The following is a 19,244-nucleotide window of genomic DNA, read 5'->3' on the forward strand; positions in this document are numbered from 1 at the left end:
CCAGCGACCGCGGGTTGGCGACGTGTCGCGACATCGCCGGTCACCGTGCCGGCGTGCGCGCCCGGGCTTCTGCTGCGGTACCGGCCCGGCCGCTGAGCCCGCGAACGGTGCGACCAGCATCGCCAGCACGGTTCCCGTGGACAGTGTTCTCAAACCTGGCATAGCCATCCTTCCGGTTCTATCCGATAGATCCGGCTCGGGACCCTATGGGCGCTCTAGGGGACTGGTCCCGACGGCGCAGCGGGAATCCCCTTAGAATGGTGGTTCGGCTGGCCAGGTGGTGGGTTTTTCGGGTGGGGGGCGGTTGGACGCGTGGTTCGTCCTTGTCGTTCAGGTAGATCGATCCGCGTCGCCGGTTTCTGGTGGGTGGGCAGACGTCTTCTCCGGGTGGTGGTGGCTCGGTGACGTAGACGCGTCCGGTGGGGCTCAGGACGGTGTAGGTGCCGTCTGGGTCGAGTCTGACTTTCCAGTCGGAGTGTGTTTTCAGCCGGTGGTGGAAACGGCACAGGCAGAGGAGATTTTCTTTGCAGGTGCACCCGTCCGGAAACGGGATGGAGTGGTCCTTGTCGCAACGCTGGGCAGCACAGCGACACCCAGGCCAGCGGCACGTCACGTCTCGGGCTTCGATGAATTCCTGCAATGCTGTGGATGGTCGATAGCGTGCCCGACCGGCTTCTATGAGCTTGGTGGAGCTGGGGTCGGTGAGTAGTCGGCGCCAGGTGGAGTCTTTGGCCAGGCGGCGGGCCATGCTGGCCGGGATCGCGCCGTACCCGGCTAGGAAGGCGGGTTTGTCGTCCAGGCCGAGCAGTGTGCCGGCCCCCCGACGACTACTCGCAGGTCAACGCCGGGCTTGCGCGGGCGCTGGTGGAAAGCGGAACCCGCTGCAGTTGCTGGGGAAGTGGACGGCTCGTACCCGCCCGCAGTCCGCCGGCGCCACCGCCACCGCCGCGCTTACACCGGTGTCGTCGGCTGCGGGTTGGCTGGCTCCGTTGCTGTTGTCGGTGTCATTGTCCGGGAGCTCATTGTCCGGGAGTTGCGGTGGCGGGATATAGCCCAGGCTGCCGCCGGTGATCAGGTCCAGCAGCGCGTCCGCGCGACGACGTCCATCGATCGCGGGTCATCGTCCGGGCAGGAATGTGCGTACGCGTCAAGGATCGACATGATCGACGCCAACTCATCAGCGGTCAAATAAGCCCGCATCCACGCCATCGAGTCATCCGCGGCGACGACTGCACCCGCCGCTGTCGCTTCGCCTCCTCGTGACGATCCTGGGCGGCCTGCGGATCGATCGCGATGATCGCCCGCTGGATCGCTTTACGCAGCTGCCCCGGCGTACGGTCACCCGCGTCCGGCAGCGTCGCATCGATCACTTCCGCGGCGAGATCAGCCGGAAGTTTCTCCAGCATCTCCAGGAAGATCCTGGCCTTGGGAGTGGTGATCACACCAGCGGCCAACGCCTTCCAAACAGCCGGGAAATCGTCAAAGAGCTGAATCGCGGTGTCCAAGCGGTGCTGGGCGGTCACCTGCGCCACCCGCAGAGCCGGCGCGAAATCCGCCGCACACCACTTCACCACCCGCTCACGCGTCGCGACCGTGGACTCATTCACCAACGAAGGCCCGGCAACCACACGGCGACGCGCCAACTCAGCGAAAGACGCCACCTGACGGGCATCAATCATCGCCCCACGCGGTTTTTTGTGTGTGCTCATCGCGTTCTGGATCGTCGGGGTCGGATCGTTGGCCGATCAGCTGCAACCCAACCTGGTTTCCTCCAACATCGGTACGGTGGCGGGAAACGTCATCATGGCCGCCGCCGCCGGGCTGATCCTGGCCGTCGTCGCTGGGGTGCTCAGCATGATCACCGGTTTCCGTACGCGGCGCGTAAGGGCAGCGCACTGACCACGGGCACTCAGGGGGCGGGGGCCGTCCAGCGCCGCTGCCAGGTCAGCGGGACGTGGATGCGGGTCTTGACGCTGCCGTCCCAGGTGACCTGGAGGCCATTGCGGCGGACGGCCTCGGCTATCTCGTGACCGATTCGCTCGGTGTCCGCCGGATCTTCGCTGTGGTTCACCAGGCCGTACGCGAGGTAGAGGCCTTGGCCGCTGGCGGCGCTCTCCGCGTCCTGGGAATGGTAGAAGGCGTAGCCGCGGTCGTCGCCAGTGGCCTCGTCGAGGATCTCGCCGTGGCCGCAGCCCTGGCAGCAGGAGAAGTTCTCTCCCGCGCCACGATGCCGGCCGCGGTGAGGTCGGCGAATGCGGCGGTCAGCCGATCTGAGTCGGTGTGGGCCGGCCAGTCGGCCTGCTCGGCCAGCCGCCGGGAGATCGCGGCGGCGGTCAACTCCGCCGCCACCGGCTGCAGCTGGTCCGGATCCTCGCCGTCGTCCGCGAACATGTCCACGGCCTCGGCCACGATCGACTCGAAGTCGTCCTCGGCGATATCGACCTGCATCTGGACATATTGCTGCAACTCGTCGCGTACTGTGCTCTCGGTCATGGGTCGATTGTGCCGGCAGCGACCGAAAGGGGCAGTCGGGCGCCCCGCGGTGTTCCTAATGATCCGCGACCGCCAAGCCGAACGTTCGGGCGCGATCAGTCGGGGTCTTTTTCGAGCCGATTCTTGATCGCCTTCGTGACGCTTGCGAGTACGAACGCTCCGTCCACCAAAAGGGTTTCCGCGCCCGACACTGGCGGCGAGGCGGGGCTGGTCGCGTCGTGTCCGGTGGGTATTTCGACCTTCGCTTCCGTTGCTTTCCATTGCTGCAGATGATCTATCCCGTCCTTGCCGATCCCTTGCAGTTTCTCGACGTGCTGCGCGACCCGGGTCGAGAAGTCTCCTTGCTCGTCTTTTGCCTCGTACTCGGCCACCGGTGCCGCCGCGACGCCGATTTCCTCGTCTTCAACCGCCCGGCTGGTCTCGGGAGGCGGCAGGGTGGTGGCGTTCTTGTCGGTGCCTCCGCGCGAGCGGTCCGTGGCTGATCCGGTCACCTCACCCGAATCCGGGGTGGTGGGACCGTCCTGCGGTCCGCGGGTGAATTCGTGGGCCATGGCATTGCCCTTCCAGTAATAACGCCGAACGTGGTGGCCGGGTCAGAGCAGAACAACTGGTAGCCAATCGCCCGTCCGCAGGTGGTTGGTGGCCGCCGTGAGGCGATCGACCGGATCGGTGGCGCGGCTCAACGCGTCGATGGCGGCCCGCCAGTCATCGTCTCCGGTGACGATGGTCTCGGCGGGCCGCCACAGGTCCGGATGTTCTCGCAGTTCGCTGCGCTGCCCAGGCACAGTGGCTGCTGTCAGGTCCAGACCTCGACATGCCCACGCCCGCGTTTCTGGATGAGGCTGGGTCTCATCGATGGCATCGGACCTGAGCGTGTCCCAGACGTCGGCCCACCGGTATCTGCCGGCCTGCCACCCTCGCTCGGGCCAGTCGTACCGGCACGGCACGGTGCCACCTTTGATGGCGCAGTCAGCGGACTGTACGAGATGGCGGATCAGTTCTTCGGGCTGGTAGTAGCCGATCAGGCCGGCGTACCGCTGCTCGACCGCGTGTTCGAGGCCGAGTCGGACGGCCAGGTGGACCTGTGGTCGGCCGCTGCGGAGGATGACGCCGTCCAGCCATGCCGGCCGCGGCAGCGGGGGCTCCCGTCCCACCAGGTGCGCGATGGTGTGAAGCTCGGCCCACAGCACGATCCGTGGATCATCAGCCGCGAGCCGCCGCGGCTCGTCCCACTCTCGTAGCGTCGCCGGTGGTATGTAGTCCGCAACGGTGGCCAGCGCGACCTTTGCCGTCACTTTGCCGGGATTTTCGCGGTCTTTGCCGAGCGGAACCTGGATCCGGATCGGTCGGTCCATTCCGTCCGCGAAGATCACCGCCTGACCTGCGGGGAGGCCGACCACATGGCGGGACTGGTCCTCGTCGAGGTTCATCGCCGCGCCGACGGTGCCACGGTCGTCGGCTGCTGGCAGCCGGTGCATGATTTTCAGGGCGGTGTTCTTGACCACGTCCGAGGTGATCTTGCTGGGGATCTGCTCCGCCACGATGATTCCCTCGCCATAGGCGCGGATTTCGGCCAGCAGTCCGGCAAACAGCTCCACGGCGTGCGCCGCCGGACTGCCCGGTTCGACTTTCTTGAGCAGCCGGTGCGCCTCTTCGATCACGGTCACGTGGGCCAGGCCCGAGGCCGTCGGCTGGGTCCGCAAGTGCTCGTACAGACGGATTAGCACCACACCGATAAAGAACGCCTTGTCCTGGTCGTTGCCCAGGTCCTCGATCTCCAGAACCACGTTGTGCCGGAAAAGGCCGGCGATATCGAGTGGATACCGCGCCTGGAAGAACATGCCGGGCGTGCCCAGTCGCAGAGAGCCCATCCGTACGTTGATGAATCCTCGTACGTTGTCGGAAATCTCCTGGCTGTAGCCAATTCCCTCGACGACCTTCAGTGCCGTGGTTTGCAAATCGGCCAAACCGGGATAGCGCGGCGTGACACCGGCGAGCGACGACTGGCTCAGCACGGTGTTCCAGCCCAGCTCGCCATAGCAGCGGCTCAAGGCGTACGCGAGGACTTGGGGAAAGGGTTCCTCAGCCTCGAAAGCGGCCAGAAACAGCGCCCGGATTAGGTCGATATGGGTCTGCAGTGGGAATCCGCGTTCGGGTTCCAGCGGGTTGAGGCCGACGGGCAGCGCGTCTGGATCGCCAGGCCGGATGACCGAGACGTGGCCGTCCAGCCTGCCGGCCATGCCCGCGTACTCAGCCTTCGCCGGTTCGATGGCCAGCCAGGGAATCCCGCGATGGTGTAGTCCCTCCAGCAGGTGCCGGATGGTCTGGGACTTTCCCGACCCGGTGGCGCCAGCGACGAACGTGTGGCGGTTGAGGGTGTCGGACCTGACGCGATAGTCGCCCACTGGACGGTCGGCGTCATCCAGCACAGACCCGAGATGGATCTCGCCGTCGTCCTCGGGCGTGACGTCGAACACCGGCGGTTCAGTGACCCGGATGCCGGGCAGTTCACGGCGCGGCGGCCGTGCGATGGCTGCGATGAGTTCACCGGCCGCCGCGAACGGGGACGAGAATCCGTCGCCTGCATGCTCATCCAACTCAAGTGTTTCCGCCAGGTCGCCGACTCGATCGCCGGCTCGCAGTACGTACGGGATCTCGTCCAGATCGCTGGCACTGCACAACAATCTCGCGGCCCTTCGGACCCGCTCGGGATCGGCAGCGCCGACCAGGATGCTGACATTCCACATTCCGGCGCTGTCGGCGCGGGCCAGTTCCCGATAGCGCGACTCGCTGCGCGCCAGCCTGATGCGGTCCGGCTCGGAGTTCACGTGCGAACGGAGCTTGGGCAGCCGCACCTCGAGGTCGATCAGCTCCTCGGCCACCGCCGCGGGGCTGGCGGGTTCGGCCAGCACCAGCCACCCAAAACCACCATCGGCCAGGTGCGCCACGTAGTCCTCGAAACCACCCCCGGCCCCGGCACCGCGGTGGCAGCGTCCCCGCCGGCCGTCCACAGTGGATCAGACCGGCCCGTACACCGCAGCCAGGCAGGCAATGCCTGCCACTGCCGCAGCAACGACCCTGATTCCAGGAGCCGCCCGCGACTGCCTGGTGGGTACAACACCGGGACCTCGCCGCCGGCGGCTGAATCGCTTTGCACAGGCGGAAAGCCGGGCCGGCCGCCGACCAGCAGCCGGAGCGTACGACTGCCGGGCAGCCGATCCCACGCGATCGCGATGGCACCGCCCTGCACCCGCCGACCTCACCGTGAGCAGCTGTCAGCGCCGCGAACAGTTGCGCCCGGATACGGTTTTCCACCTCCTTCGCCGCGGCCGGTTCAGCTGGCCGGGTCCGAGCTCGTGGGGTGGTGCTGATCTGGTGAAACTCGAACGAGTCCAGGATCGTGGGAGCGCGAGGAATCACCCGGTCAAATCCTCAAAGGCGCCCTTCTCCCGCTGTGCGGCATCTTTCAGAGCACCCTTTTCTTTTTGTACGCTGTCGCTCAGGGCGCTCTTTTCCTTTTGTACGCTGTCGGCCAAGGCGCCCTTTTCTTTTTGGAACGAGTCGGTCGCGGCCGCCTTTTCCCGGGCCCCTGATCGCTCAGGCGGCGGGAGCGTGGTCGGGTTCTTTTCCGGCCGGGTACGCCCATCCTGAGCTGCCCTGGTTGGCTCCGGCGCGTCTCCAGCGTCCGTACGACGACTGTCGGCGTGGGTGTCCCTGGCCATCGATCCTCATTTCCTGCATTGGTTGTTTCTCATGACACGCGCTAATACTGAGCGGGGATCGCGTCGCGATAAGGGACCGGTGATACTCCGTCACGGCCCACGATGGTGGGGTCGCAGTCGCCGTCCACCCAGCGCCGCGCTTCCTGGCCGGCGTTCACCAGGATGAAAGCGGTTGGGTCCAGTCGTTGGATCACCACTGGTTCCACCAGGTATTCGTACCCACGGGCGACCGTCGTCCCCTCAGACTGGGTAATCGTGAGGGACTTGTTGATCGCGTCCTGCCAACTGGACCCAAAGGTTTGACTGTCCGACACCCCCATATCGGTCGAGGTCGATCTCGACTTCGAGTCCGGAGAGAACAAGCGCCCGGAATCCGCCTCCCAGGTGGATGACTCGCCGTCCGACCCCGACAGTGAGTTTGTCAATGACCTACTTTGCGAATCTCCCCATGACTGGCTTGATCCGTGGGTCAGGTTCTCGCCGGTCTGCTTGGTGATCTGCGAGAGCGAGAACTGGTAGTCGCGGCCTATAAAGTCGGCCGCGATGCGGGCTTCTTCCGGATTGCCGAGCTGCATCAGCATGGTCACACTGCCGGGTTTTTCCGAGCAGCTTTCCGGCGTCCTCCCGCAGGTGCTCGAAAAGCAGCAGAAGTCGTACACCCAGGCGTCGAGTCTGTCGTGACAACGACTCCAGGCTGGTGCGCCGAGTTTGTCGGCGCCGGCGACCACGAGGACATTCGGGGCTGCTCCGCCGCGGTCGTCGCGCAGCTGGTGGAGAACCAGGTGCGACAAAACTCTTTCGGTCATGTCCCGTCGACTGTCCAACGGTGATACGGCTGAAATAACGGTTAAACCGGATTCGGGCCACAGCGGTGTGTTGCCCCGTTGCCCCTCACCGGGATGGGCCAGCAAATCGAACTGATCGATGAGAAACCGCAGCTCTTCGACTTCCCGATCGCCGGACACCATGTCGTCGATACATCCGACAAGGGCTCGTCGCTCCTCGTTACTCAGCGAACCCTCATCCGGCAGATTCAGCCTGCACAACAACCGCATTCCGGCCACCAGCCTGGCGAACGTGGTAGGCCCGTCGAGACGGCTGGCCACCGCCTTGATGAGCCGGACGTCGAGGCGGCGCAGGCTGGCCGCGTCCTGGTGATCCTTTCGCAAGGACGTGAGAGATTCGGCCAGGACTTCGGCCAGATGGTCAGGAGGAAGTCCTTGCAACAGCGCGAACTGGTCCAGGGCCGCGGGCAGTTCGTGGGTTCGTACGTGGCGCCCCCCCACTCACCGACGATCTGGGCGAGTCCGCCGGCGACCTGGTATTCGGAAAAGTCGAGCACCAGGATTTTGGCCCCACCACCCAACCGCGGCAAACTCAAGGTGGTGAGTAGGCACATCCACCCGGTGGCCGTACCGCCGAACACGTCGATTTGGTCATTGCCCTGCAACGTGATCGGAAACCAGGACCGGACCCGTGCTCGTACGGAACTGTTCCCGCTCGTCGTGCGCCCGAACCGCCTCGGCCCACGAGATCTGAGCGAGCCGGAAAGTTTCCTGACGGTCCCTGCGCCAAGCGACGACAGCCGAGGACTCGCGCAGCATCCCTACGAACACGGACACGACGCCACTGAGCACCAGCAGGACGAGGCTGATCACGCTGATGACAACGGCGATGACTGGCACCGCCACGTCGTCCGCGGGGAGACGGGCCAGTTGCGAGGTGACCAGCATTCCAGCGCAGCACACCAAAACGCCGGCGCCGGCCAGCATGCCCCCCAGCCCGTACTTGGACCAACCAGGCTGGGCGGGTGGGTGCTCATCGACCCACACCGGCGCATCGTTGGCGAGCGGCGACGGGACGGCTGCTGGCTGCGGTACGAACTCCCACCCCACCAGGTCGTCGACACTTGGCGACCGCGGTGCGAGGTCAGCCTCGCCGTTCGATCCGCTCATGGATTCCGTTCTCGAAGGGCGCGTTCGCCGACGACAGCTGTGCCCGCCGAGTCAACCCGACTGGTTGGTCGGTGCGTACGCAGCTAGCCGCCGTGCGCCCGGTAGATGCCTTCTGGCCAGGCAATATAGGTCGTCGAGAGCGGACGGTGAGCGGACGACAAGCCGGCCCTACGGCCGTTCGCGGAGATGATCCTGGAGCTCGGCGTGCCGGAACTGGTAGATCGGCCCGACCGTACGCAGCAGGTGCCGTCGCCGGCAGTCGTCGAGGAACCGGCCCAGCCTTAGCGGGGTGCGGTGCCGCAGCGTGAGCCAGATCTGGGTGACGGTCGTCAACCAGGCCCGGCTGAGGATCAGGCCGCTGGTGATCCCCAGCGCCAGGCCGCCGGCGAGCGCGTCCGCGAGCCGGCTGCCGGGACCACCGCCGGCCAACCCGTAGACGGGTGTGTCGTACACGAGCCAGCCGTTGATCCCGCTGGCCACCCCGATCGCGACGCCGACGACAAGCCACAGCCGGAAGTCGTCCCGCCACGCCACGCCCGGACCGGATCGGCCGAGTCCGTACGACCCGAGGTGGGGCCGTCGGTGAACGCTCCGGTCAGCCACGCGGTCGGGGTGATGATGAGCAGACAGGCGACGACACCGGTGATCCCGTACTCGACCGCCGGTACGACGCCGCCGCCCTGGATCAGGTAGGCGAGTAGGCCGAACAGGCCGTCAGCGGCGCCGAACAGGAGGCCTAGCAGCAGCGCGGAGCCCAGCCGGCGAGCCGAGCCAAGCCCAGCGCGGATGCTGAGCGACTTCAGCATGGCGGCGCCACGCGTACGAGCGGAGATCCCGTACACGACCGCGAACGCGAACCCGAAAGTGGACAGGCTGAGGCTCCAACCGCCCAGAATGACGCCGGGCAGCAGCGACAGGGCGGCTCCGAATACCACCATGACGCACATCCGGACGAGAGCGCGATAAGGCGGCCCTGCGTCTTTACGTCCAGCGGTGAGAGTGAACGCGGGGGTGACCGCGAGGCTCGCCGGCATGCCGAGGATCAGCGCGAACCAGAATGCGATCTCCAGCCAGACCAGTGGCCAGGTTCGACCGCCACTGACCGCCAGGCTGGCCAGCCCGTAGCAGGACCCGGCCACCACCATTCCGGCGACGCAACTGATCACTATCCGCAACGGACCCGGCAACCAGGTGGCGATGGTCCACCAGGCGAGGTCGCGAGAACCCAGCCGGCGAGCGATCAGGGCGAGCGTTCGGTGCGGGGTGCCCTCGGCGTACGGCGTGCGCTGCCCTGGACGCGGGGCATAGGCGGCCGGCACGGTGTAGTCGCGCAGGTGCCTGGTGATCGACGTCGCGTCCGGAAACCGATCGGTGTCCAGCAGTTCATCGACGTTGCCCAGACCCGGCACGGCCAGGCCGGGGGTGTAGATGTCACGCAGCAGCGTGACGTCGAGCGGACTGGTCAAGGCGCCGGCGAGCGGGCTGTCCGGCTGACTGGTGAGCGTTTTGGTAAGGGCCAGCCACGGCTGGGGCACCGGATCCGTGACCGGACGCAGCAAGTACTCCGCGGTGGCCTTGGCGTCCAGTGGTCGCAGCTCGACGGCCGCGGCTCCGATCCGATGAGTGGATGCTGGCCGGCCGCGTCGGCGAGTTCCTCGGTGCGGGAGAGCAGCACGAGCCGGAAGGTGGTGGCGTCCTTGCTCAAGGCCTGCAACGCGCGAAAGCGGGCGGGCTCGGGCATCTCGTCGAGGCCGTCCAGGAACACCGATATCCGTCCCTGATCGAGCAGTTCGCGGCCGAGCCGATGGCCGCGACGGCCGCGAAGGAGCGGGATCTCGCCGAGTTTTTTCGCTCAGCCAGTCCACCACCGGCGTGGCCATCGGATCCCAATCTCCGAGGGTGAACAGAACCGGGACCGGTACCTTCGTACGCTCGTGATCCATCAGCCGGCCGCGGTGGCCAAGCGCGTCCAGCAGCAGATGCACCGCCGCCGAGCTCTTTCCGGCCCGGACCACCGGCGATGATCAGCCGGCCGGACGCAAGGCCACCGTAGACGTTCAGCAGGCCGTCCCGGCCGCCTTCGCGCAGCCGATGGGCAGTCACCCGAGTGAAACCCGGCAGGGGATCAAACGACGAGCCGTCGTCCCGAAACTGGGTGGCCTGGGAAACTGCGCCGGCCACCGGCTCAGTGCTGCGCCGCCACCGTACGGGCAATGGCGCGGGCAGCAGCAGGCCGCGGTCGTGGGCGGCCGTCAGCCACTGCTTTCGCATCGCGTCAGCAAGCAGGTTGGCTATGGCATCCAGCCCAGTCCGATCCAGCCCAGTCCGATCCAGCCCAGTCCGATCCAGCCCAGTCCGATTCAGCCCGGTCCCGTCCAGCCCAGTCGCATCCAGCTCAGCTGTGCCGGGTCCGCCCGGCTCTCGGGTTTTGGCTGGTCGCTTGTATTTGTCCAAGCGGGCGGACCGGAAGAGCTTCTCGACATGCTCAGCCTCGTCCGTACCCCCACCGAGTGCGCGAGCCAGCGCTGCGGCCTGTTTTTCGTCTACCGGTTGCCTCTTGCCAGTCAGAATGTCGTTGACAGCGGTGGTGCCAAGGCCAAGTGCCATCGGCGACTGGTTCCCGCGGGCGGTGATCTCGGTCAGCGATCGCAGCTGGTTTTCGCGGTGAATCTGGTCGTAAAACTCCAACAACCTGCGGTACGGCCCCGACTCGGGCCAGTTGTCTCGGGTAATCGGCCGGCCCCTGCCCCCACACGTCCCCCAGTCTCTCTGCCGCTGCGTCAGGAAGATCACCAACCTACCGACAGGGCCTGACGCGTACGCAACGGTTCGGCTGTGGGAAGTGGCCTCCAGGCAGACGACCAGGACCTTGACCGGTCACACGTCAAGCCTGGATCCACCGAAGTACGTGCTACGGCGTGAAACTGTCGTAGTTACTTGATGAAGTAGCCCCCACCCAGTGATCGGGTGGGGGGTGGGTTTGAGGCCGCGCGCGCGAGAATTTTTGGGATTTCTGAGGTTCCTGGGACGATCGGTGCTGAAGTGACTCGCCTGGCCAGGGTCACCTTCCCCGTCCCAACATACGGGACGACAGCGCTTCAAGTGTCACATCAGCCCCGCCAGTGACAGGCCCGGCGTCGAATGCGGGACTTTAACCCGCACTCGACGTCCAGAGCGGAACAAAGTCCCACACTCGACGAAAATTCCGGCCCCTACCCACGAAAACCCGACCACCCCAACCGGATAAACAGGGCACCGAACCAGCCAACCACTCACGCACCGAACGGACCCGCCGCGATCCCGTACAAAAGCAAACACCACTCACCAAACGATCAGAGCCGCGAGGTTCCCCCAGTTGACCGCGACCTCGGGTCGGCCAGGCCTGCGAGGCGGTACGTACGCGCTGGATCCCAGGTGGTGGTGCGTAACCGCCGGCAGAGCGCGGCGAACCCCGCGGGACGCGCGGTGACCACCCAGGCGTCGGGGCCGCCGGCGACGAATCTCGCTCGGCCGGTCGCAGCCAGGACGCCGCTTCCTCAGGCCAGTCGACGACCGCGAGGATCTCGCCGCCGACCGCGAGCCACCCGTCGACGAACGCGGTCGCGGCGGCCACCGCTTTCTTTCGTCGCGGCCGTGGCCGATCGTCACCAGACTCGTACGCGCGGACAGCAGGAGCCCTGGCAGCCTGGCCACCTCAACGTCGGTGTGCATGGTCCTGATATTGGCGGAGGTCGCGGTGAAACGCTGGCGGTGATCGGACCTCTAGTACGGCGTGTGACCTGCGGCTTTCCCAGTGGAAGCCCACAAAGTCTCGTCGGCCGGCACGGACACGTACTGGCACGGCACGATGTACTACTGAAACCGAACATAACTAAAGTCCATAACGTGAGAATGCATGAGGGCCAGGTCGATCTGACCGTTGACGCCGTTGCCCAACTGGTGGGGGAGCGGCTTGTGCGGTGGCGCGGGTACGACGTGAGTCCGGTCGCGTCGGACGGCACTGTCAACGCATTGTTCCGGCTGGGATCCGAGGTCGTGCTGCGGTTTCCGTTGCTGCCCTCCAGCGACGAGCCGACCCGGACGGCACTGGCACAAGAGCAGGACAGTGCCCGGCGGATAGCGCGGGTCAGCCCGGTCCAGGTGCCGGAGCCGCTCGCGTTGCAAGCCCCGCATGAGCTCTATCCGGGCTGGTGGACGGCGTACAGATGGATCCAGGGCGAGCCGGCAAACCCGGACAGGATGAGCGACGAGATCCAGTTGGCCCGCGACCTGGCCGCGTTCGTACGCGCATTGGGGGAGCTCGACACCGAGGGTCGCGGGTGGGACGGCCGTTCCCGTGGCGGACCGCTCGCCGGCAGCGCCGACCAGTTGCGGGCCGTGCTCGCGGACAGCGTCGACCTCGTTGATGTGCGGGCGATCGCGCGGGTTTGGCGGCGGTGCCTGGAAGCGGCACCGTACGCCGGCCCGGGCGGCTGGCTGCACGCCGATCTGATGCCCGGCAACCTGTTGCTGAGGGACGGCCGACTGGCCGCTGTCATCGACCCGGGTGCGGTCTGCGTCGGCGATCCGGCAGTGGACCTGATGCCTGCGTGGAACCTGTTCACAGCCGACGGCCGCGGGGCGTACCGGGATGCGCTGGAGGTGGACGAGGCGGCGTGGGAGCGTGGCCGCGGGTGGGCGATCGTGCAGGCGACCAGCGCCCTGCCCTACTACCTGGACACCAATCCCGCGATGGCGGACAACGCCCGCCGGACGCTCGCCGCCGTACTGGAGTGAACCATGGCCGCATGAGGTCACATGGCGAGCGAGTGTAATGGTATGGCTCGGTTTTTGTCCGTTTTGTGCGTTGTTTCGTTACATTCGCGGAGTCGGTCCTTTTTGCTTGCCCAGACTCGTCGACCCCTCTCTGGATATTCTCTTGGCGGATAATTCGCATATTTATCCCAATTAGCCGCAAGTCACCCCAGTAACTCCACGGCTTTTCTAGTGATTCTTCCGAATCCGTGGGTAATGGAGTTATGGTGCTGGCGGCCGCTGTCTCGGGTGAGTGTTTGGGAGTTGTCCGGCAACGGGGGAGATCGGTCTCAGGTGGGTGAGATGGTCGATCAGTCGGCTTATGAGCCGTACGGCGAAAAAGTGGTGGTCGAGGGCACCGCCGAGCCGTTCGCGGTCGCGCTTCGCGCGGCGATCGAGGCGAGCGGGTTGAGTTTGGACCGGATTCAGTATCGGCTGCGCCGCCGAGGTATTCCGATCAGCGTCACGGCACTGAGCTACTGGCAGCTGGGCCGGCGCCGGCCCGAGCGGGCCGGGTCGTTGGTCGCGGTGCGGTGTCTGGAGGGCGTGCTGGGTGTGGCGGACGGGGCGCTGACGGGTCTGCTCGCGCCGCCGCGCCCGCGTGGTCGGGTCAGTCGGAGCCAGAAACGGGTGTCGCTGGATACCTTGTGGAGTGCGGACAGAGCCAGTGTTTCCTCGTTGCTGGAGAAGTTCAACGCTGGTATGGATATATCGGTCTGGTGCCGATCAGTCACCATGATCTGATCACCGTGGCGGCGGATCGCGGCGTACGCAGCATGGCGGTTCGTCAGGTCCTGCGAGCTGAGCGCGATGGGGTGGACCGCTCGGTGATGGTGATCGACGTGGAGGCGGCGACAACGCCGTTGCCGGAGACCGTTCCGATCCGTGCCTGCCGATTCGGTCGGATGGCCCGCGACGAGCAGGCCGGGTTCTTGATCGGTGAGCTGTTGTTCGATCGCCCGCTGAAAAAACGGGAGACCGTGGTGATCGAGTACGTGCTGCGGTTTCCCGGGGGCCGCCGTATCCTCAGGACAACGACACTCAGTGCCGAAAGTTCAAAGAGCTGATACGTGAATACCTGATCGAGGTGCGGTTCGATCCGCGGATGCTGCCCACCGGGATCGAGCAGTTTTCCTTACAAACGGGAGAAAAAATAGCCACCAGTCGCGGCTTGGTGATCGAACCGACTGGCGACGCGCATGCGGTGGCGCTGGACTTCGGCCCTGGCACTTTCGGCATGAGCTGGGAATGGGACTGAACCGTACAGTGAAATGACCCGTACCAGCCCGTTTTCCGGGCTGGTACGGGCAATTCAGGTGAGGCTGGACAGATCGATGGCTAACAGGTCGGGTCGGCGGACTGGGCCGGTACGCTCACCGCGTTCCAGGCCGCTTTCACCGAGTTGTAGGTGGCGCAGTTGCCGGGGGTCAGGTTCTTCGCCGCGGTCAGCGTCCAGGTGCGGTATTTCAGGTAGGAGCTGCCGGTGGTCTTGATCAGCATGGCGTTGTAGAAGACCTTCGCCGCGTTCTGGATGCCGATTCCGGTGACGCTGGAGTTGTTGCACGTGGGGCTGGTCGGCTGGCCATTGGTGGGGTTGTTGCCCTCTGCGAGCAGGTAGAACCAGTGGTTGCCGGGGCCGGCCGCCGCGTGCACCTCGGTGTTGGGGATGGAGCTGCTGTAGCAGTTCGGGTCACCCAGCGCGGAGGGGTTGTACATGTTGCGGATCGGGCCGCTGCCGACCAGGTTGATCCGCTCGCCGACCAGGAAGTCGGGCGCGTCGAAGCTGCTGGACTCGTTGGCGAACCACTCGGTGGAGGCGCCGAACACGTCCGCGACGAACTCCTGCGTACCGCGGCCGGAAATGCCACCGGGGGTGTGGTCGTCGACGCCGTGACCGTGTTCGTGGCCGACCACGTCGAGCGAGCTGATCCACTGGTTGGCGGTGTTGTGGCCGACCTGGACCTCGGATCCGTCATAGTAGGCGTTCTCGTCGTTCAGGCCGATGCGTACCGGCCAGCCGCCGCCACTGCCGTTGAAGCTGTTGCGGCCGAGCCACTGCGACAACATCTTGTTTTCGGTCTGGATCACGAAAGTGGCGTCCACGCAGCCGGTCTCTTTGCTGGTGGCGTTGCCGTTACCCCAGCTGTCGTCCGGGCCGCTGAACGTGGTGTTGTTGGCCGCGTCCTGGCAGGTCTCGGTGGGGTGGTTCGGGTCGGGTCCGTCATCTTGTAAGTGCTGCCGGAATGGGTGGTGTCGATGTGCAGCGGATTGGGCCCGTTCCAGGCGCCTTGACCGTCGCCGTGCAGCACGTGCTGTTGAGTGCTGAGCACCCGACCGGTCAACGCGTCGACGTACACGCTCAGCTTGCTCGGCCCGTCGGAGTCCTGGCCAGTGGTGTCGGCCGTCCACGCGAGCCGCGGGGAGCCGAGTGCGTACGTGATCAGAGTCGGCGTGGTCACGCTCGCAACGGTGCCGCTCTTCGCGGCCTCGTCCCGTGCGATGGCGCGGGCCCGCTCTGCGGACACCGCAGGCGTGACGCTTGGCAGGTTGATGGTCTGGTCCTGCGCCGTGGTGGTGGCCAGGACGTGACCAACCGCGTCAGTCGCTACGACGAAATCACCGCCGTAGACGGGCATGCCTTTGTACGTACGGTCATAGGGCACGTACTTGAGGTTCCCGGAGGAGATCACCGGGTGCGCGACGAACTGGTCGTCGGCGCTGGCATGCATGCAGGGCGGGGTTGTGGGCGGCGACCACGGCGGCCGCGGCGTTGGCCGCCAGCCCGTCCGGGGTCGCCGCGGCTGCCGAGGTGGCCGGTGCGGTGCTGACGGCGCTCACCGCCAGGAAGCACGCCGCCGTGATGACGACGGCACGTTTTGCCTTCATGGTTCATCTCCTCTGGGGAAGGTGGACACATTTACCAGCCCCTGAAGGAAAGCCGTCACCAGGTGAAGGCGCCGGTAGGCGCGACAACGCGGCGGCGGCAAGGCTGGGATGTGCGAGGGGATGTACGGGGGTGGTGCTGGGCCCGAGCGTCTCTCAGCTTCGGCGCAGAACCCCCGCCAGACAAGGCAATCGACGTATAAACGTATAAACAGATGGCTACTTGGGTCATCTTTGGTGAATGTGAATAACCTACCGATGAGCCGCGCTTGGACGGCGGAACCTCCCGGTGCTGCCGGTACCAACGTGACTATCTCGGCTGGGGAGTTTTCGCCATCATGAAACGCTAGTGGCGCTCAGGGCGTGGTGGCGCGGGTGATGCGACCGCGGACGGCACGGCGACCGGTTCGGCGAGTTTCGGGTCGCCCTGGGCGCCGGCGAGCAGCTGGGCGAGCACCGAGACGTTCCCGAGCGCGCGTTCCTCGGTGAACATCACCCGGCCGATGTCCAGAAGTTCCCGCATTGAACCGGCGGACGCGAACCGGTCGGAGTAGTCGTCCACCCTCGCCTTCGCGGCCACCAGGCTGGCGGCGGCCAGCAGCTCGTCGACGCTGCCGTAGTGATAGAAGACGAGCGCCTGGTTGACACCGGCGGCGGCCGCGATCGTACGCGCGGACATGCCGGCGATCCCGTGTTCGCGCAAAGCGGCCATCGCGCCGTCGAGCAGCCGCTGCTTGGTGTCACTCATGCCGACCAGACTCCCAAGGAACACGCCAACGCCAGCGCGAAGACTCCGCCCACCCACGTCCAAAGCACGCTGAATCCTACGAAAACCCGCGACGTACAGCCGCCGGGCGCGCCACACCCGCGGCGGGAAAAACCCGAACTGTGCCAGCCACCGCAGCCCCCAGAACACCGTCTCGGCGGCGAGTACGGCCGTCGGCAACCGACCTGGCGCGAGCAGCTCGTTGGCCAGCAGCAACGGTCCGAGTCCACATAGGACACACACGACACCGATGAAAAACGTGTGGCAGTGCATGATCTGTCGGGTCAGGGGGCGGATCGCGGCGAAGTCGGTGGACCAGCCGAGCAGCCGCGGCAGCACCAGGTGAGCCAACCCGAGCGCGACCAGCGCGACACCGACCAGCCGGAGTTGGGTAGTCACCGAACTCCGAGCAGGATGTCGACCAGTCGAGGCCGAAAAATCATCATCTTACATATCCCATCACGCGAACCAGGGGTGTCTTGGCGCCTTCGGCCACCAACGTGAGACGGGCGCCGGCGGCCAGCCGCAGCCATTCCGCTCTCGGGTAGAAATGCCAGGCTCCCGGCCCCGTACGCGAGAATATTGGCCGCGTCCCGACAATGTTCGACGAGCACCAGGCGGCCTCCGGGTCGCAGGGTCCGGGAGATCTCGCCGTAAAGTGCGCGGCGGTCGCTCGGATTTCGCAGTTCATGTGCCGCGAAGGCAACAAAAACAGCGTCGAAACAGCCGTCTTGCGCGGGTAGCTGATCCGGTGTGGCGCGCATCATCGCGTCCGGAGGTGTGACGAGGTTGCGAGCGCGACGGATCGAGCCGTCTCGACCGGTGCTGTCGTACAGGTCAAAGAGCGTCGCCTCGGAGCCCGGCAGCAGTTCCGCGAGCCGTCCGCTGATCTCGTCGAGGCCGGTGTTCAGCACCGCATAACGACTCGGCTTGTTCGGTAAGACAACAAAAACCCAGCTCCAGTCGTAGAGCCGCGACACGTCGTAGACCAGCCAGCACAACAGGATGCCGACGGTCACCCAGGCTGCGCCGATCAGCGCCGCCCCCTGCACAAAAAGCCGCCAGGGCTGCGGGAACGGGAGCATCAGCGCGAGCCCGACGAGAACTCCAGACAGGAGGAATTTCGGCCAGTTGAAGCGAAGAATCTGCCGCACGCCATTCATCGGATCGAACCATCCCATCCTCGCAGCGATCCGCGCTCCCAGCCGTAATCGACATCGGCGACGTGGAACGCGTTGGCCAATACTGGCTCGCTGCCAGCGAAACCGCCATGCTCGAAGAAGTTCATTCGCTTGACCTGCACCGAAACCGGGTGCGGTTGCCACCGGTTCCGATTGGCCTTGATCACCACGATCGAGCCGGTCTTTGCTTCGTAGTCGAAGGTGTACGGCAGCGGTCCGGCGAATCGAATCGCCGCGCGCGCGGCGGCGCTGCGAAAGGGCGCGCTGGGCGACGGTCGCGACTCCAGATCCGCGACCACGGCGAGATCCGCGCGACCATCACGACTGTCCACGGTGGCCGTCAGTTTTTCGGCCCCACCACATCGATCCTGATATCCGCCAGCTGGTACGATAGCGGGGGTCAGCAGGTTGCCGCCGACCTGCATCGACCGCCGATTCGTGTCGCTGCGCAGAATGTAGAGCCCGCGCATGGTCCGACCGGCCGGGTTCGGGAAAAACGCGCGACAATCCGATAGCCGGTCAACAGAAAGTCACCACCCCAGCCGGCCGGCAACACCGTCGGCCGTAAATGCTGCGCCGACACCACACCGACCGCGACGAAGCCGTACTCACCGCCGTCGGGTGCCTGGTATGTGTCCAACTCAACGCCCGGCGGCAACATCGGTCGGAGCAACGCCGGTTCGAACGCGTACATCAGCATCAACGAATGCCCGAACGTTGTTCGCATCGCGAGCGGATGCCTTCGCAAAGCCTGCAACATCTCGTCACTGTCCATAGTCGAGCTGGACCGCGGAACCCCAGAGCAGCGCTCGGTCCGGCAACAGCCGGCCAGGAAAGGGCGGTGTGGAAGCAAAAGTCCGCAGGATGACCGGCCCACGTACGGCGTGCCGCAAGCTGGCGACCAGCCGCCCCGCCAGTTCCCGCGGCGCCCCGTCCAGGACGTTGGACAGGGTTGCCGCGTCGTACGATCCCGCCGGCACAGCCAAAAGATGGTCAGCGACATCGGCGCGTACCCACTCAACGCCGGTCGCCAACGGCATCGACGCTTCGGGAATCTCGCGCCCCAGCAGCAGGCGCCAGGCCCACGGATTCGTCGCATTCGGGTAGCGACCGAACCCCGCCTCGAGCCGCTGTCGCAGCACCACGTCGAACCGAGGCTCGACCACTTCTCGCAGACCGGCCGGCAACAATGCCGCGAGCGGCCGGATCGCAGTGGCGAACAACGCGCGGAAAGCCGGCCTGTCCAGGTGATCGCGCCACCATCGCGTTTGGACGGCCGGATCGCCCAGTCGCAGAAAGCGTTCCAATGCGGCCGGCCGCCAGCCGGGGAGCGTACGCGCCGCCAACCGACCGACGGCCAGCATCCGCTCCGCCAGGCCCGCCTCTCGCTGTCCCCACAACTGTCGGTCCCCGCCCGGATCCTCGAGTTCGGGGGCGGCAAAATTCGGGA

Annotated in this window: 27 protein-coding genes and 1 pseudogene; 6 read left to right on the forward strand and 22 right to left on the reverse strand. The window is 65.9% G+C overall.

Translation table 11 applies throughout. The features are described from left to right. Positions 1–178: 178 nt before the first annotated feature. A complete protein-coding gene (locus GNX96_RS65670; protein WP_163572271.1) occupies positions 179–808 on the reverse strand; it encodes an HNH endonuclease signature motif containing protein in 630 nt (209 codons plus the stop codon). 90 nt (positions 809–898) lie between these two features. On the opposite strand from GNX96_RS65670, the gene GNX96_RS57610 reads away from it, so the two are divergent. After that, entirely contained in the window at positions 899–1,192 is a 294-nt protein-coding gene (locus tag GNX96_RS57610; RefSeq protein ID WP_279582306.1) for a hypothetical protein, read from the forward strand. Here GNX96_RS57610 and GNX96_RS35370 read toward each other — a convergent pair. Further along, entirely contained in the window at positions 1,185–1,709 is a 525-nt protein-coding gene (locus GNX96_RS35370; RefSeq protein WP_313885856.1) for a DUF222 domain-containing protein, read from the reverse strand. The genes GNX96_RS57610 and GNX96_RS35370 overlap by 8 nt on opposite strands. Here GNX96_RS35370 and GNX96_RS35375 point away from each other — a divergent pair. Then, the gene (locus tag GNX96_RS35375) at positions 1,702–1,899 is read left to right on the forward strand and encodes a hypothetical protein (protein ID WP_163572218.1); all 198 of its coding nucleotides are present in this window, start codon (positions 1,702–1,704) and stop codon (positions 1,897–1,899) included. The genes GNX96_RS35370 and GNX96_RS35375 overlap by 8 nt on opposite strands. 10 nt (positions 1,900–1,909) lie before the next feature. Here GNX96_RS35375 and GNX96_RS65675 read toward each other — a convergent pair whose 3' ends face one another. The 11 genes from GNX96_RS65675 to GNX96_RS35430 form a co-directional block, all read right to left on the reverse strand. Beyond that, complete coding sequence (locus GNX96_RS65675) at positions 1,910–2,176, reverse strand: DUF6891 domain-containing protein (RefSeq protein ID WP_390624227.1); 267 nt, start codon at positions 2,174–2,176, stop codon at positions 1,910–1,912. Continuing rightward, positions 2,068–2,493: a DUF6891 domain-containing protein gene (locus GNX96_RS35385; RefSeq protein ID WP_163572220.1), complete on the reverse strand. Its 426-nt coding sequence runs from the start codon at positions 2,491–2,493 to the stop codon at positions 2,068–2,070. The genes GNX96_RS65675 and GNX96_RS35385 overlap by 109 nt, the downstream gene beginning before the upstream one ends. 95 nt (positions 2,494–2,588) lie before the next feature. After that, a complete protein-coding gene (locus tag GNX96_RS35390; protein WP_163572221.1) occupies positions 2,589–3,044 on the reverse strand; it encodes a hypothetical protein in 456 nt (151 codons plus the stop codon). Between the two features lie 42 nt (positions 3,045–3,086). Beyond that, on the reverse strand, positions 3,087–5,441 hold the full coding sequence (locus tag GNX96_RS35395) for an ATP-binding protein (protein ID WP_163572222.1): 2,355 nt from the start codon (positions 5,439–5,441) through the stop codon (positions 3,087–3,089). Further along, entirely contained in the window at positions 5,360–5,743 is a 384-nt protein-coding gene (locus GNX96_RS35400) for a hypothetical protein (protein ID WP_163572223.1), read from the reverse strand. Before GNX96_RS35400 ends, GNX96_RS35395 begins: the two co-directional genes overlap by 82 nt. A 166-nt stretch (positions 5,744–5,909) precedes the next feature. Further along, positions 5,910–6,215 carry a hypothetical protein gene (locus GNX96_RS35405; protein WP_163572224.1) on the reverse strand — a complete coding sequence of 102 codons (306 nt, stop codon included), beginning with the start codon at positions 6,213–6,215 and terminating at the stop codon, positions 5,910–5,912. A gap of 41 nt (positions 6,216–6,256) precedes the next feature. Then, positions 6,257–7,501, reverse strand: coding sequence for a hypothetical protein (locus GNX96_RS35410; RefSeq protein WP_163572225.1), 1,245 nt, complete (start codon positions 7,499–7,501; stop codon positions 6,257–6,259). 150 nt (positions 7,502–7,651) lie between these two features. Then, a complete protein-coding gene (locus GNX96_RS35415) occupies positions 7,652–8,170 on the reverse strand; it encodes a hypothetical protein (protein ID WP_163572226.1) in 519 nt (172 codons plus the stop codon). A 168-nt stretch (positions 8,171–8,338) separates the two neighbouring features. After that, entirely contained in the window at positions 8,339–8,599 is a 261-nt protein-coding gene (locus GNX96_RS35420) for a hypothetical protein (RefSeq protein ID WP_163572227.1), read from the reverse strand. Then, positions 8,521–9,729 (reverse strand): hypothetical protein, encoded by a 1,209-nt coding sequence (locus tag GNX96_RS35425; RefSeq protein WP_163572228.1) that lies wholly within the window; start codon positions 9,727–9,729, stop codon positions 8,521–8,523. Before GNX96_RS35425 ends, GNX96_RS35420 begins: the two co-directional genes overlap by 79 nt. A gap of 142 nt (positions 9,730–9,871) precedes the next feature. Next, a complete protein-coding gene (locus tag GNX96_RS35430) occupies positions 9,872–10,861 on the reverse strand; it encodes a hypothetical protein (protein WP_163572229.1) in 990 nt (329 codons plus the stop codon). A gap of 1,200 nt (positions 10,862–12,061) precedes the next feature. Here GNX96_RS35430 and GNX96_RS35435 point away from each other — a divergent pair. The 4 genes from GNX96_RS35435 to GNX96_RS35450 all read left to right on the forward strand — a co-directional run bounded on the left by GNX96_RS35435 (position 12,062) and on the right by GNX96_RS35450 (position 14,222). Then, the gene (locus tag GNX96_RS35435) at positions 12,062–12,946 is read left to right on the forward strand and encodes an aminoglycoside phosphotransferase family protein (RefSeq protein ID WP_163572272.1); all 885 of its coding nucleotides are present in this window, start codon (positions 12,062–12,064) and stop codon (positions 12,944–12,946) included. Positions 12,947–13,267: 321 nt separating this feature from the next. After that, on the forward strand, positions 13,268–13,708 hold the full coding sequence (locus tag GNX96_RS57615; protein ID WP_279582307.1) for a hypothetical protein: 441 nt from the start codon (positions 13,268–13,270) through the stop codon (positions 13,706–13,708). Continuing rightward, positions 13,684–14,031 (forward strand): hypothetical protein, encoded by a 348-nt coding sequence (locus GNX96_RS35445; RefSeq protein WP_279582308.1) that lies wholly within the window; start codon positions 13,684–13,686, stop codon positions 14,029–14,031. Before GNX96_RS57615 ends, GNX96_RS35445 begins: the two co-directional genes overlap by 25 nt. Before the next feature lie 20 nt (positions 14,032–14,051). After that, complete coding sequence (locus GNX96_RS35450; protein ID WP_163572231.1) at positions 14,052–14,222, forward strand: hypothetical protein; 171 nt, start codon at positions 14,052–14,054, stop codon at positions 14,220–14,222. 80 nt (positions 14,223–14,302) lie between these two features. Here GNX96_RS35450 and GNX96_RS57620 read toward each other — a convergent pair whose 3' ends face one another. The 9 genes and pseudogenes from GNX96_RS57620 to GNX96_RS57650 form a co-directional block, all read right to left on the reverse strand. After that, positions 14,303–14,878 carry a M4 family metallopeptidase gene (locus GNX96_RS57620; RefSeq protein ID WP_279582341.1) on the reverse strand — a complete coding sequence of 192 codons (576 nt, stop codon included), beginning with the start codon at positions 14,876–14,878 and terminating at the stop codon, positions 14,303–14,305. Positions 14,879–14,908: 30 nt separating this feature from the next. Beyond that, positions 14,909–15,085 (reverse strand): annotated as a pseudogene (locus tag GNX96_RS57625) (hypothetical protein); the annotation flags it as partial. After that, positions 15,049–15,693 (reverse strand): PepSY domain-containing protein, encoded by a 645-nt coding sequence (locus GNX96_RS57630; RefSeq protein ID WP_313885857.1) that lies wholly within the window; start codon positions 15,691–15,693, stop codon positions 15,049–15,051. The pseudogene GNX96_RS57625 and the gene GNX96_RS57630, both read right to left, overlap by 37 nt. After that, positions 15,617–15,850: a hypothetical protein gene (locus GNX96_RS35460; RefSeq protein ID WP_163572232.1), complete on the reverse strand. Its 234-nt coding sequence runs from the start codon at positions 15,848–15,850 to the stop codon at positions 15,617–15,619. Before GNX96_RS35460 ends, GNX96_RS57630 begins: the two co-directional genes overlap by 77 nt. A gap of 343 nt (positions 15,851–16,193) precedes the next feature. Next, positions 16,194–17,012, reverse strand: coding sequence for a helix-turn-helix domain containing protein (locus tag GNX96_RS57635; protein WP_279582309.1), 819 nt, complete (start codon positions 17,010–17,012; stop codon positions 16,194–16,196). Next, positions 17,009–17,776, reverse strand: a complete 768-nt coding sequence (locus tag GNX96_RS35475) for a class I SAM-dependent methyltransferase (protein ID WP_163572234.1) — start codon at positions 17,774–17,776, stop codon at positions 17,009–17,011. The genes GNX96_RS57635 and GNX96_RS35475 overlap by 4 nt, the downstream gene beginning before the upstream one ends. Continuing rightward, positions 17,773–18,219: a hypothetical protein gene (locus tag GNX96_RS57640; RefSeq protein WP_279582310.1), complete on the reverse strand. Its 447-nt coding sequence runs from the start codon at positions 18,217–18,219 to the stop codon at positions 17,773–17,775. Before GNX96_RS57640 ends, GNX96_RS35475 begins: the two co-directional genes overlap by 4 nt. Then, positions 18,195–18,569, reverse strand: coding sequence for a YqjF family protein (locus GNX96_RS57645; protein WP_279582311.1), 375 nt, complete (start codon positions 18,567–18,569; stop codon positions 18,195–18,197). Before GNX96_RS57645 ends, GNX96_RS57640 begins: the two co-directional genes overlap by 25 nt. Beyond that, complete coding sequence (locus GNX96_RS57650) at positions 18,559–19,158, reverse strand: hypothetical protein (RefSeq protein ID WP_279582312.1); 600 nt, start codon at positions 19,156–19,158, stop codon at positions 18,559–18,561. Before GNX96_RS57650 ends, GNX96_RS57645 begins: the two co-directional genes overlap by 11 nt. Positions 19,159–19,244 lie beyond the last annotated feature (86 nt).

Origin of the sequence: Fodinicola feengrottensis (assembly GCF_010993775.1) — a bacterium.
Taxonomy (GTDB): domain Bacteria; phylum Actinomycetota; class Actinomycetes; order Mycobacteriales; family HKI-0501; genus Fodinicola; species Fodinicola feengrottensis.